Source organism: Bradyrhizobium sp. SZCCHNR3119, from assembly GCF_032487775.1.
Taxonomy (GTDB): domain Bacteria; phylum Pseudomonadota; class Alphaproteobacteria; order Rhizobiales; family Xanthobacteraceae; genus Bradyrhizobium.
The window spans coordinates 4,721,551-4,734,567 of sequence record NZ_JAUEUV010000001.1; the positions used below are offsets into that span (position 1 = coordinate 4,721,551).

The window sequence follows — 13,017 nt, forward strand, 5'->3', positions numbered from 1 at the left end:
GCTTTCCGCCGATGCCGGCGTCCGGGACAGAGTGCAGCGCAGACTGGCTCAGCGATCAGGCGCGCGCCAAGGTCAATCTGACCTTGCGCGTGGTCGGTCGTCGTGCCGACGGCTATCATGACCTCGAAAGCATCGTGGCGTTTGCAGATTGCGCCGATCAGCTGGGTCTGGCGCCGGGCCCGGAATTGGCCCTGACCGCGGCCGGGCCGCTGGCCGCAGCCTGCGGTGAGACCTCGGACAACCTGGTGCTGAAGGCCGCGCGGCTGTTGTTGGATGCGGTTCCTGATCTGAAGTTCGGTGCGTTCACGCTGGAGAAGGTGTTGCCGGTCGCGGCCGGGATCGGCGGCGGCTCAGCTGACGCGGCGGCGGCGCTGCGGCTGCTGGCGCGGTTGAACGGTCTTGCGCTCGACGATCCCAGGCTCGTGGCGGTGGCCCTGAAGACCGGAGCCGACGTGCCGGTGTGCCTGGCATCGCAGGCCTGCGACATGACCGGTGTCGGTGAGAAGCTGCTGCCGCTCGATATTCCGGTCCTGCCGTGCGTGATGGTCAATCCGCGCGTGCCGGTGGCGACCAAGGACGTGTTCCAGGCGCTGGGGCTGAGGCCGGGAGATCTGCGGGTCGGTGTCACCGATGTGGTGACCGCGCCGGCATGGCCGGAAGCGGGGGCCTCGATAACCGATTGGGTCCATGCCCTCGAGCGGGTGCCGAATGATCTCGAGCAGCCAGCGCTCAAAGTGCAGCCCGTCATCGCCGACGTGCTGGCGACCCTCGGGACCTGCGCAGGCGCGCTGCTGGTGCGGATGTCGGGCTCGGGTGCGACCTGCTTTGCCATCTTCGGCGATGCTGCCGAAGCGCAAACCGCCGGACGGCGGATCGGCACCGACCACCCGGAGTGGTGGGTGCATGCGGGGACGCTGAGTTAAGTAACGCTCGTCATTGCGAGAGCGCTAGCGACGAAGCAATCCAGAATCTTCAGGTCGGCTCTGGATTGCGTCGCTTCGCTCGCAATGACGGAAACTGCTAATGCGACCTCGCCAGGCAGAACGCGACTACTTGTTCCAGCGCGGTCTTCATGGGCGAGGCCGGGAATAGCGCCAGCGCATCGACCGCCATGGCGCCGTAGTGCTGGGCGCGGCTGATGGTGTCCTCCAGGGCGCGATGCTTGTTCATCAGCCCGATCGCGTGATCGAGATCGGCATCGCCGATCTCGCCGCGCTCCAGCGCGCGGATCCAGAAGGCGCGCTCGCTGTCGCTGCCACGGCGGAACGCCAGCACCACGGGCAGCGTGATCTTGCCCTCGCGGAAATCGTCGCCGATGTTCTTGCCGAGCTTTGCCGACTTGCCGCCATAGTCGAGCACGTCATCAACGAGCTGGAAGGCGATGCCGAGATTCATGCCGACCGACCGGCAGGCGGTCTGCTCGGCCTTGGGCCGGTTGGCCAGCACCGGACCGACTTCGCAGGCGGCTGCGAACAGTTCCGCGGTCTTGCCGCGGATCACGGCGAGATATTCGTCCTCGGTGGTCGCGGTGTTCTTGGCGGCCGCGAGCTGCATCACCTCGCCCTCGGCGATGGTGGCGGCCGCAGCGGAGAGAATGTCGAGCGCGCGCAGCGAGCCGACCTCGACCATCATGCGGAAGGCCTGGCCGAGCAGGAAGTCGCCGACCAGCACGCTCGCCTCGTTGCCCCACAGCATGCGCGCGGACAATTTGCCGCGGCGCATTTCGCTCTCATCGACGACGTCGTCGTGCAGCAACGTCGCGGTGTGCATGAATTCGACGGCGGCGGCGAGCTTGATGTGGCCGTCGCCGGTGTATCCGGCGAGGTTGGCCATGGCGAGCGTCAGCATCGGCCGCAGTCGCTTGCCGCCGGAAGAGATCAGATGGTTGGCGACCTCCGGGATCATCGTCACGTCCGATCCGGTCCGCGAAAGAATCGTGGCGTTGACCCGTTCCATGTCGGCGGCAACCAGCGCGACAAGCCCGTCGATCGAAGCGCTCGATGGGCTCTCGAAAGGTACAATCACCGCCACGCTGGTCTCCGCTCTTGCCAATCTAGTGTCCCGGCTCTGACATTCGTATCATGTTGCGGCGAATGCTTATACGAATGCCGGAGCCGGGACATGAGCTGCACAATAGAAACTGCGGCGCGGCGCGGCAAGGCTTGACACGGAACCTTGACCGGGCCGGACAGGGAGGCAGGACGCTTGCGGGAATTGGTTCGAACCAACGACATCGTGCTGGTTTCGGCGATCGAGGCGCTGCTGCAGGGCGCCAATATCGATCACCTGGTGCTGGACCAGAACATGAGCGTCATCGAGGGCTCGCTCGGCATCCTGCCGCGGCGAATCCTGGTGCATGAGGACGACAATGTTCAGGCCCGCCGGCTGCTGACCGAGGCTGGTCTTGCACATGAGTTGCGCCCTGATGAATGAGGCCGCCGCCTTTTCCGAGGATGCCTTTCTCGGCGGGCGGTTGCGGCTGCGCCAGCCGATTTCAGGTCATCGCGCCGGGCATGATGCGATCCTGCTCGCGGCGGCCACGGCCGTGCGCCCGGACGACCGTGTGGTCGATCTCGGCGCAGGCGTCGGCGCGGCGGGTCTTGCCGTAGCGGCGCGGGTCGGCGGGCTCGCGTTGACGCTGGTCGAGATCGATCCCGATCTCGCAGCTCTCGCGCGCCACAATGCCGCGGCCAATGCGATTCCGGCTGATGTCATCGTGTGCGATGTGACCGGCGAAGCGAGCGCCCTTGCCGGCGCAGGGCTTGCGCCTGACAGCTTCGATGTCGTGCTGATGAATCCACCGTTCCATGATGCCGGCCGGCACCGGGCATCGCCCGATCCTGCACGCTCCCTAGCACATATGGCCGAGCCTGCAACTTTAGGTGCATGGATTCACGCGGCCCGGCGGATGTTGAAATCCGGCGGCGCGCTCACCCTGATCTGGCGGGCCGATGGGGTGGGCGAGGTGTTGGCGGCACTGTCACGCGGCTTCGGCAGCCTGGTGCTGCTGCCAGTTCATGGCGATGTGAGGAAGCCTGCGATCCGGATCCTGGTGCGCGCCATCAAGGGTGGACGCGCGCCGCTTCAGATCCTGGCTGGTATTGCGCTGAACCCATCCCCGGGCCAGCCAAATGCTGTGATCGAGGCCGCGATGGCGGGGCAGGGCACGTTGCCGCTTGCCCCCATGAATCGCAAGGCGAACGCTTGAGGTAGGCTCGGCGTTATTGCGGCAGCGTTTCCGAGCGGCGCTCGGGGACCGCGGTGAAGCGGATGGCGGTGAGGAGCGTCCCGAGCAGCAGCACCAGCAAATAAATCTTCATATGTTCCTCCGCCGCCCCTGCATCTGCTAACCACGCGATTACATCGCGCGTTCCAGCCGTTTGGATGGCAGCGGCGCGATAAAAAATGGTTAATTCGAGGTAAGTCGATGGTGGACAATTTGACCCAAGCCGACAGCACGCCCACCTTGTTCGAGCGTTGGAAGGCGATGCTGCCGGCGAGGCTCCGGGGGGCGCCTGTCGTCCCTGTCGTCCGCCTGTCGGGTGTGATCGGCGCGGTGACCCCGCTGCGGCCGGGACTGACGCTTGCCGGCGTCGCCAAGATGCTGGAGCGGGCATTCTCGATGCGCAACGCCAAGGCGGTGGCGCTCGTGATCAATTCTCCCGGCGGCTCGCCGGTGCAGTCCCGCCAGATCTACTTGCGCATCCGCCAACTCGCGGCGGAGAAGAAGCTGCCTGTGCTGGTGTTCGTCGAGGATGTCGCCGCCTCCGGCGGCTACATGATCGCCTGCGCCGGCGATGAGATCTTCTGCGATCCGTCGTCGATCCTGGGTTCGATCGGGGTGGTCGGCGGTTCGTTCGGTGTTCATGAGTTGATCAAGAAGATCGGGATCGAGCGCCGGCTCTATACGGCCGGCGAGCACAAGGCGATGCTCGATCCGTTCCTGCCTGAAAACCCGGATGACGTGGCGCGGCTGAAGAAGATCCAGCGCGAGATCCACGCGCTGTTCATCTCGCTGGTGAAGGAAAGCCGTGGCATCCGTCTGAAAGGTCCGGACGACGTGCTGTTCACCGGCGAATATTGGGCCGGCGACAGCGCCATTCAGCTCGGGCTCGCCGATGCGGTCGGCGATCTGCGCGCGACCTTGCGAACCCGGTTCGGCGAAGAGGTCGTAACGCCCGTCGTGGTGCCGCCGGGAGGTATGCTGAGCGGGCTGCTCGGCCGCCGTTCGCCGGGAGCCGGCAGTCTGGCGGGAGCGCTCGGCGGCTGGAGCGGCCTTGCCGAGGAAGTGATCTCAGCGGTCGAAACACGCGCGATTTGGGCCAGATTCGGGCTGTAAACACGCGCCATCCGCGCCATTTGGTCCCAGCGATCCCAATTGCCTGGGGAACCCGGATCGGCGAATATATCAGTGGGGGTGGCTCTCCTCACGAGGATGAAGGAACGACCGATGCCGCCGTTTGTCGCCGTTGCTGGTGTGCTGGGCGGGCTTGCCATGGTCCGCTGGGCCTATAAGACCGCACAAAGGATCAATCGGGAGCTGGAAGAGGTCCGGCTGTCGCGCATGGCGGAAACCGCGCATGCCGGCGAAATCAAGACGCTGCGCCGCGACCCCGTCACCGGCGCCTACCGGCCGGGCTGAGGCTCGCCGTAAGCCTTGCAGTAACCCTTGCAAATGGCGGCGCTAGTCGCCGCCATTGCCTTGATTCCTGGCCCACCCGCCGATACGGTCCGCGCGCTTTTCCCCGCTTTGCGCAAAGACTGATACCGACGATGGATTCGCTGCCCCTGCACATGCGCCCGGAACGCTCGTTCCAGGGCTTCATCCTGGCCCTGCAACGGTTCTGGGCCGAGCAGGGCTGCGTCATCCTGCAGCCCTACGACATGGAGATGGGGGCCGGCACCTTCCATCCCGCCACCACTCTTCGCGCGCTCGGGCCGAAGCCGTGGAATGCGGCCTATGTGCAGCCGTCACGGCGGCCGAAGGACGGCCGGTACGGCGAAAACCCGAACCGGATGCAGCATTATTACCAGTTCCAGGTGATCATGAAGCCGTCGCCGCCAAACCTTCAGGAGCTGTACCTGAAGTCGCTCGGAGCGATCGGCATCGACGCCGCCGTGCACGACATCCGCTTCGTCGAGGACGATTGGGAAAGCCCGACGCTCGGCGCCTGGGGCCTCGGCTGGGAGTGCTGGTGCGACGGCATGGAAGTGTCGCAGTTCACCTATTTCCAGCAGGTCGCCGGCTTCGAATGCGCGCCGGTCGCGGGCGAACTCACCTACGGGCTCGAGCGTCTGGCGATGTATGTGCAGGGCGTCGACCGCGTCTACGATCTCAACTTCAACGGCCGCGACGGCGACGCAAAGGTCACCTATGGCGACGTCTTCCTGCAGGCCGAGCAGGAATATTCGCGGCACAATTTCGAATATGCCGACACCGCGATGCTGTTCGAGCAGTTTCGGATGGCCGAGGACGCCTGCAAGAAATATCTCGCCGCCGGCTGGCAAGACAATTCAAAGCTGGGCAATCGCAAGGAACACCTGATGGCGCTGCCGGCCTATGACCAGTGCATCAAGGCCAGCCACGTATTCAACCTCCTGGATGCGCGCGGCGTCATCTCCGTCACCGAGCGCCAGAGCTACATCCTACGCGTCCGCGAACTCGCCAAGGCCTGCGGCGAAGCCTGGCTGCACACGGAGGCTGGCGGGGTGGGGGCCGGTTAAGACGAACTCGGCCGATGGCGGTTCACCCTCCCCTGGAGGGGGAGGGTCGCTCGCGGAGCGAGCGGGGTGGGGTGAAGGTGCTAGGTGGGCAAACGGCCGATCAGCGATTTCAAAACGGCGAACCGCGAAAAGGCTGCGCGAAAATACGACGGCCGCTGAGGACATTCTTTGGCGGCACCTGCGACGCCTCGATATCGATGGGAGGCATTTCAGGAGACAGGTCATCATCGGTCCGTATGTTGCGGACTCCGCTTGCCTGGTCCTGCGTCTCATCATCGAAGTGGACGGCTCGCAGCACGGAGACCATACGAACATCCAACGCGACGAAGTCCGTACGCATTGGCTCAACTCGGAAGGCTTTCGTGTTTTGCGATTTTGGAACAACGACGTTATGACCAGGACTGAGGCGGTGCTCGAAGCCATTTACGCGGAGATCGCGGTCACCCCACCCCGCCTGCCTTCGGCAGGCGACCCTCCCCCTCCAGGGGAGGGTGGTTCTTCGTGCAGAGAGATTTGAGACATGCCCGATCTCCTTCTTGAACTGTTCTCCGAAGAAATCCCCGCGCGCATGCAGGCGAAGGCGGCCGAGGATCTGCGCCGCATGGTGACGGACAAGCTCGTCGCCGAGGGGCTCGTCTATGAGGGCGCCAAGGCGTTTGCGACGCCGCGGCGGCTGGCGCTGACCGTGCACGGCATCCCCGCGCGGCAGGCCGATCTGAAGGACGAGCGCAAGGGCCCGCGCGTCGGCGGACCTGAGGCCGCGATCCAGGGCTTTCTGAAAGCCACCGGTCTGTCCTCGATCGAGGAAGCCACCGTCCAGCGCGATCCGAAGAAGGGCGATTTCTACGTCGCGCTGATCGAGAAGCCGGGCCGCGCCACGCTCGATGTGCTCGCCGAGATGCTGCCGGTGATCGTGCGCACCTTCCCCTGGCCGAAATCGATGCGCTGGGGCAAGCGCTCGGAACGGCCCGGCGCGCTGAACTGGGTGCGGCCGCTGCACGCGATCGCCGCCACGTTCGGCCTCGAGACCGAGGAGCCCGATGTCGTCACTTTCGCGGTGGACGGCATCGAAGCCGGGCAGACGACGTTCGGCCATCGCTTCATGGCGCCTGCGCCGATCTCCGTGCGCCGCTTCGAGGATTATGAGGCCAAGCTGCTCGATGCCAAGGTCGTGCTCGATCCTGACAGGCGCAAGGACACCATCGTCACCGACGCCAAGCAGCTTGCCTTTGCGCAAGGCTACGAGCTGGTTGAAGATCCGGCGCTGCTCGACGAGGTGTCGGGCCTGGTCGAATGGCCGGTGGTGCTGATGGGCTCGTTCGATCCGGACTTCCTGTCGGTCCCCGGCGAGGTGATCCGCGCCACCATCCGCAACAACCAGAAATGCTTCGTGGTGCGTGATCCCAAGACAGGGGGCCTCGCGCCGAAATTCATCCTCACCGCCAATATCGAGGCCAGCGACGGCGGCAAGACCATCATCGCCGGCAACGAGCGCGTGATCCGCGCGCGGCTGAGCGATGCCAAGTTCTTCTACGAGACCGACCTGAAGACGCGGCTGGAAGATCGCCTGCCGAAATTCGAGCAGATCGTGTTCCACGAGAAGCTCGGCACCCAGGCCGAGCGGATCAAGCGGATCGAGCGCCTCGCCGCCGAGATCGCGCCGCTCGTTGGCGCTGACGTCGAGACAACCAAACGTGCCGCCAAGCTCGCCAAGGCCGATCTCCTGACCGAGGTCGTCGGCGAATTCCCGGAAGTGCAGGGCCTGATGGGCAAGTACTACGCGCTGGCGCAGGGCGAAGACGCATCGGTCGCCGCCGCCTGCGAGGAGCACTACAAGCCTCAGGGCCCGAACGATCGCGTGCCGACCGATCCGGTCTCGGTCGCGGTTGCGCTCGCCGACAAGCTCGACACGCTGGTGGGCTTCTGGGCGATCGACGAGAAGCCGACCGGCTCGAAGGACCCGTATGCATTGCGTCGCGCGGCGTTGGGTGTGATCAGGCTGATTACTGATAACACGCTACGATTGTCACTGCTGCAGGTCGCGAAGTCTGCACTGTCGGGGCTGCAGGGCAAAGGCACCGGCGATCCGGAAAAGCTCGCAGCCGACCTGCTCTCCTTCTTCGCCGACCGCCTCAAGGTGCAGCTGCGCGAGCAGGGCGCGCGGCATGATCTCGTCGATGCCGTCTTTGCGCTCGGTGGCCAGGACGATCTTCTGATGGTGGTCCGCCGCGTCGAGGCGCTCGGCAAGTTCCTCGATACCGATGACGGCAAGAACCTGCTCGCCGGCACCAAGCGTGCGTCCAACATCCTCGCCATCGAGGAGAAGAAGGACAAGCGCAAGTTCGAGGGCGCGCCTGATGCGTCGCTGTACAAGCTCGACGAGGAGAAGGCGCTGGCGAAGGCGATCGGCGAAGTGACCGTGGACGCGAATGCAGCGGTGGCCAGGGAAGACTTCGCCGCGGCCATGACCGCCATGGCCAAGCTGCGGCCTGCGGTCGATGCGTTCTTCGACAAGGTCAAGGTCAATGACGACGATCCAAAAATCCGCGAGAACCGCCTGAAGCTCTTGAACGAGATCCGCAGCGCGACGCGCGCCGTGGCGGATTTCTCCAAGATCGAGGGCTAACGATGGCTGATCCGCAGACGCTCGCAGCGTATGACCAGGCTGCGGCGGCGTTTGCCGCCGATTGGCATACGCAGCCGGCGCCCGAGGATCTGCAGGACATCGTCAGGCGCTTCTTCATCAAGGGCGGCCGCACCGTGGACATCGGCTGCGGCAGCGGCCGCGAGGTCGCTTGGCTCGAGGCCAATGGCTATCCGGCACAGGGCTTCGACGCTTCGGAGGGCCTGCTAGCCGAAGCTCGCGCGCGCTATCCGCAGCTGGTCTTCGATCGCAGCGAACTGCCGGAGTTGCCAGGCATTGCGGACGCCAGCTTCGAGAACGTGCTGTGCGAGACCGTGATCATGCATCTCGACCGCGCCTTGGTGGCGCCTTCGGTGCGGCGCATGTTGGCGATCGCAAGGCCCGGCGGCACCCTGTATCTGAGCTGGCGTGTCACCAAGGGCGATGATGTCCGTGACGGGCAGGGACGCCTCTACGCTGCGGTCGACGTTGCCTCGGTGCGCGCCGAGCTGTCGGCCGCTGTCCTGCTGCTCGATGAGGAGGTGGTCAGTCCGTCGTCAGGCAAGACCATCCATCGGCTGGTTGCAAGAAAGCCCGACTGAACCGCGCAGGCCTTCCGACAGGTCATCCAACGAAAGAGCCCCGCCCGGCGGGGGGAACCGGGCAGGGCCTTCACATCCGGCCACTTGCGGGGGCGTCGGCGACCGAATGCAGCTCATGAGCATGACCAGGAAAGTGGGGATTGCTTCCCGTCCTGACAAGGCCGTTCAAGCCCTTGCGCAGATCATGCTCGGTTCAAGCCTATTCGACGACTTGAATGATCCGCCGTGTGCGCGGCTCGACCAGTACGGTTTCACCGTTCACCACCGTGTAGCGGTACCGCGCTGCGCCGAAGCTCGGCGGCACGTCATAATAAGTTACGCCGGTGTCCGGCAGGACGCCGCCAACAACCACGCGATCCGGAATCACATAGTTGGGAACGCGTTCGCGCACCACATATTCGCGGAACGCCGGGCGCTGTTCCACGGCAATCGCCGGCGCATCGTCGTCGACGACCACGCCGTAGGATTGCGCCTGCGCCGCCACCGGCGTCACGACCGCAGCCATCAGGGCCGCGACGATGAGATGGTTTCGCATGGGACCGAACTCCTTGCATTTCGTGAAGCCGGCACGCGGCCGGCACACGCTTCCCAATGCAGCTCTCCGCGCATCGTTCCGCCGAGGCGCGCTTCGATCGGATTTTTGAGCAATTTCAGCGGGCGCGGGAACCAATGTTCCCGGAGGAGTCTTCTATTCCGCCACGATGAGCGAGGATAAAGTCCGAGCCGCTCGAATCGTCCCGCCCGTCAAATCTGCAAAAGCCAGAGTCTTTCGATGACCCTCACCGTCGCCCACGTGTCGCCGATCATGTCTCTCGTTGCCGGAGTGTTGATCCTGATCATGCCACGCCTTCTCAACTTCATCGTCGCGATCTTCCTCATCCTCAACGGCCTGATCGGGCTTGGCCTGTTGAAGTGGATTCACCTCTAAATCGCCTAAACGCCGGATTCCGGAACCCTTTCGCTTGCGCCTGCGCCCCCAAAGTGGTGTAAGGCGCGCGATTTCTCCTCCTTACTTGCGGATCGAAGCACCTCATGGCTAAAGCGGTAGCGAAGTCGAAGAAAGTCGCAGCGAAATCAAGGGCTTCTAAGCAGCCCAAGGCGAAGGCCGCCGCGCTCGCACCGCCACGCAAGGCGCTCAAGTCGGCTGCTGCCAAGCCGGTCGCGAAGGCGCCCGCCAAGGCCGTAGCTAAGGCTGCTCCCAAGTCTGCGCTGAAGTCTGCACCGAAGGGGGCTCCGAAGCCCGCTGCAAAGGTCGCTCCGAAGACGGCGCCCAAAACTGCATCCAAGCCCGCGTCGAAGACTGCACCAAAGGCAGCGTCGAAGCCGGTCGCGAAGCCAGCGGCCAAGAGCGCTGCGAGCGCGATCAAGCCGAACAAGTGGGTCTATACCTTCGGCGACGGCAAGGCCGAGGGCAAAGCGAGCCTGCGCGATCTGTTGGGCGGCAAGGGCGCCAATCTCGCCGAGATGGCCAATCTCGGCCTTCCGGTGCCCCCCGGCTTCACCATTCCGACCTCGGTCTGCACCTATTTCTACGCCAACGACAAGAGCTACCCGAAGGAGCTCGTGTCGCAGGTCGAGAAGGCGCTCGATTATGTCGGCAAGCTGACCGGCAAGAAATTCGGTGATGCCGCGAATCCGCTGCTGGTCTCGGTGCGCTCCGGTGCACGCGCCTCGATGCCGGGCATGATGGACACCGTGCTCAACCTCGGCCTCAACGACGAGACCGTCGAGGCCCTGGCTTCGCTGTCCGGCGATCGCCGCTTCGCTTACGACAGCTATCGTCGTTTCATCACGATGTATTCCGACGTGGTGCTCGGGTTCGAGCATCATCACTTCGAGGACATCCTCGATACCTACAAGGACAGCAAGGGCTACACGCTCGATACCGACCTGACTTCGGAAGACTGGGAGCACTTGGTCGGCAAATACAAGGAAGCGGTCGCGCACGAGACCGGCAAGGATTTCCCGCAGGATCCGCACGACCAGCTCTGGGGCGCAATCGGCGCGGTGTTCTCATCCTGGATGAATGCGCGCGCGGTGACCTATCGCAAGCTGCACGACATTCCGGAATCCTGGGGCACAGCGGTCAACGTGCAGGCCATGGTGTTCGGCAACATGGGCGACACTTCGGCGACCGGCGTCGCCTTCACCCGTAATCCGTCCACCGGCGAGGCCAAGCTCTACGGCGAATTCCTGATCAACGCGCAGGGCGAGGACGTGGTGGCGGGCATTCGCACGCCGCAGGAAATCACCGAGGAAGCGCGGCGCGAGGCGGGTTCGGACAAGCCGTCGATGGAAACGGCGATGCCGGATGCCTTCGCGGAGCTGACGCGGATCTACACGCTGCTGGAGCAGCATTACCGCGACATGCAGGACATGGAGTTCACGGTCGAGCGCGGCAAGCTTTGGATGCTGCAGACCCGTGGCGGCAAGCGCACGGCGCGCGCCGCGCTGCGCATCGCCGTCGAGCTCGCCAATGAGGGGCTGATCTCCAAGAGCGATGCGGTGCTGCGCGTCGAGCCGGCTTCGCTGGACCAGCTGCTGCACCCGACCATCGATCCCACGGCCAAGCGCGACGTGATCGCGACCGGCCTGCCGGCCTCGCCCGGCGCGGCTTCGGGCGAGATCGTGTTCTCGTCGGAAGAAGCGGCCAAGCTGCAGGCCGACGGCCACAAGGTGATCCTGGTCCGCATCGAGACCTCACCTGAGGACATCCACGGCATGCACGCGGCCGAGGGCATCTTGACCACGCGCGGCGGCATGACGTCGCATGCGGCGGTGGTCGCGCGCGGCATGGGCAAGCCCTGCGTCTCCGGCTGCGGCAACATCCGCGTCGATTACGGCCGCGGCACCATGAGCATCGGTTCGCGCACCTTCAAGACCGGCGACATCATCACCATCGACGGCTCGCTCGGGCAGGTGCTTGCCGGCCGGATGCCGATGATCGAGCCGGAGCTGTCGGGCGAGTTCGGCACGCTGATGGGCTGGGCTGATGCAGTCCGCAAGCTCGGCGTGCGGGTCAACGCCGATACGCCGGACGATGCCCGCACTGCGATCAAGTTCGGTGCCGAGGGCATCGGGCTTTGCCGCACCGAGCACATGTTCTTCGAAGAGACCCGCATCCGCACCGTGCGCGAGATGATCCTCGCCGAAGACGAGCAGGAGCGCCGCGCCGCGCTGGCCAAGCTCCTGCCGATGCAGCGCGCCGACTTCGTCGAGCTGTTCGAGATCATGAAGGGCTTGCCGGTCACGGTGCGCCTGCTCGATCCGCCGCTGCACGAGTTCCTGCCGCACACGCAAGCCGAGGTCGAGGAAGTCGCGCGCGCGATGAACACCGATCCGCGCCGGCTCGCCGATCGCGCCCGCGAGCTCGCGGAGTTCAACCCGATGCTCGGCTTCCGCGGCTGTCGTCTCGCGATCGCCTATCCGGAGATCGCGGAAATGCAGGCGCGCGCCATCTTCGAGGCGGCGGTCGAGGCCGAGAAGCGCACGGGCGAGGCCGTCGGCCTTGAAGTCATGGTCCCGCTGATTGCGACCAAGGCCGAGTTCGATCTGGTCAAGGCGCGCATCGATGCCATGGCTAAGGAAGTCATGCGCGAGACCGGGGCCGAGCTCGAATACCAGGTCGGCACCATGATCGAGCTGCCGCGCGCGGCGCTGATGGCGGGCGAGGTTGCCAAAGCTGCCGAGTTCTTCTCCTTCGGCACCAACGACCTCACCCAGACCACCTTCGGCATCAGCCGCGACGACGCTGCGAGCTTCCTCGGCACCTACATCGCCAAGGGCATTCTCGAAATCGATCCGTTCATCTCGATCGATCGCACCGGCGTCGGCGAACTGGTCAAGATCGGCGTCGAGCGCGGCCGAGCGACTCGCCCGGCGTTGAAGGTCGGCATCTGCGGCGAGCATGGCGGCGATCCCGCCTCCGTCGAGTTCTGCCATCAGATCGGCATGAACTACGTGTCGTGCTCGCCCTATCGCGTGCCTATCGCGCGTCTGGCTGCCGCGCAGGCCGCGCTCGGCAAGGAGATCGCGAGCCAGGCGTAAGGATCGTTGCAGGGAGTTTGG

At 64.9% G+C, this 13,017-nt stretch carries 12 protein-coding genes and 1 pseudogene; 11 read left to right on the forward strand and 2 right to left on the reverse strand.

Annotation, left to right across the window (positions count from 1 at the left end; genetic code table 11):
* Window positions 1-11 precede the first annotated feature (11 nt).
* Entirely contained in the window at window positions 12-923 is a 912-nt protein-coding gene (locus QX034_RS21710; protein WP_315706713.1) for a 4-(cytidine 5'-diphospho)-2-C-methyl-D-erythritol kinase, read from the forward strand.
* 97 nt (window positions 924-1,020) lie between these two features.
* On the opposite strand, the gene QX034_RS21715 is transcribed toward QX034_RS21710, so the two are convergent.
* The gene (locus QX034_RS21715; RefSeq protein ID WP_315706712.1) at window positions 1,021-2,031 is read right to left on the reverse strand and encodes a polyprenyl synthetase family protein; all 1,011 of its coding nucleotides are present in this window, start codon (window positions 2,029-2,031) and stop codon (window positions 1,021-1,023) included.
* Window positions 2,032-2,205: 174 nt separating this feature from the next.
* Here QX034_RS21715 and QX034_RS21720 point away from each other — a divergent pair, with 174 nt between their 5' ends.
* The 8 genes and pseudogenes from QX034_RS21720 (at window position 2,206) to QX034_RS21755 (ending at window position 8,949) form a co-directional block, all read left to right on the forward strand.
* Window positions 2,206-2,433, forward strand: a complete 228-nt coding sequence (locus QX034_RS21720) for a DUF2007 domain-containing protein (RefSeq protein ID WP_315706711.1) — start codon at window positions 2,206-2,208, stop codon at window positions 2,431-2,433.
* The gene (locus QX034_RS21725; RefSeq protein WP_315706710.1) at window positions 2,426-3,208 is read left to right on the forward strand and encodes a tRNA1(Val) (adenine(37)-N6)-methyltransferase; all 783 of its coding nucleotides are present in this window, start codon (window positions 2,426-2,428) and stop codon (window positions 3,206-3,208) included. Before QX034_RS21720 ends, QX034_RS21725 begins: the two co-directional genes overlap by 8 nt.
* 219 nt (window positions 3,209-3,427) lie before the next feature.
* Window positions 3,428-4,339 carry a S49 family peptidase gene (locus QX034_RS21730; RefSeq protein ID WP_409977541.1) on the forward strand — a complete coding sequence of 304 codons (912 nt, stop codon included), beginning with the start codon at window positions 3,428-3,430 and terminating at the stop codon, window positions 4,337-4,339.
* 111 nt (window positions 4,340-4,450) lie between these two features.
* On the forward strand, window positions 4,451-4,642 hold the full coding sequence (locus QX034_RS21735; RefSeq protein WP_315706709.1) for a hypothetical protein: 192 nt from the start codon (window positions 4,451-4,453) through the stop codon (window positions 4,640-4,642).
* Between the two features lie 131 nt (window positions 4,643-4,773).
* The gene (locus QX034_RS21740; protein ID WP_315706708.1) at window positions 4,774-5,724 is read left to right on the forward strand and encodes a glycine--tRNA ligase subunit alpha; all 951 of its coding nucleotides are present in this window, start codon (window positions 4,774-4,776) and stop codon (window positions 5,722-5,724) included.
* Window positions 5,725-5,808: 84 nt separating this feature from the next.
* Window positions 5,809-6,241, forward strand: a pseudogene (locus QX034_RS21745) (endonuclease domain-containing protein).
* A 3-nt stretch (window positions 6,242-6,244) separates the two neighbouring features.
* Entirely contained in the window at window positions 6,245-8,350 is a 2,106-nt protein-coding gene (glyS, locus tag QX034_RS21750; protein WP_315706707.1) for a glycine--tRNA ligase subunit beta, read from the forward strand.
* A 2-nt stretch (window positions 8,351-8,352) separates the two neighbouring features.
* Window positions 8,353-8,949, forward strand: a complete 597-nt coding sequence (locus QX034_RS21755; protein ID WP_315706706.1) for a class I SAM-dependent methyltransferase — start codon at window positions 8,353-8,355, stop codon at window positions 8,947-8,949.
* A gap of 199 nt (window positions 8,950-9,148) precedes the next feature.
* On the opposite strand, the gene QX034_RS21760 is transcribed toward QX034_RS21755, so the two are convergent.
* Complete coding sequence (locus QX034_RS21760) at window positions 9,149-9,484, reverse strand: DUF1236 domain-containing protein (RefSeq protein ID WP_315706705.1); 336 nt, start codon at window positions 9,482-9,484, stop codon at window positions 9,149-9,151.
* A 237-nt stretch (window positions 9,485-9,721) separates the two neighbouring features.
* Here QX034_RS21760 and QX034_RS21765 point away from each other — a divergent pair, with 237 nt between their 5' ends.
* Both QX034_RS21765 and ppdK read left to right on the forward strand, forming a co-directional pair.
* Complete coding sequence (locus QX034_RS21765; protein ID WP_315706704.1) at window positions 9,722-9,877, forward strand: DUF3096 domain-containing protein; 156 nt, start codon at window positions 9,722-9,724, stop codon at window positions 9,875-9,877.
* A gap of 104 nt (window positions 9,878-9,981) precedes the next feature.
* The gene (gene ppdK / locus QX034_RS21770) at window positions 9,982-12,996 is read left to right on the forward strand and encodes a pyruvate, phosphate dikinase (RefSeq protein WP_316195777.1); all 3,015 of its coding nucleotides are present in this window, start codon (window positions 9,982-9,984) and stop codon (window positions 12,994-12,996) included.
* Window positions 12,997-13,017: the final 21 nt, after the last annotated feature.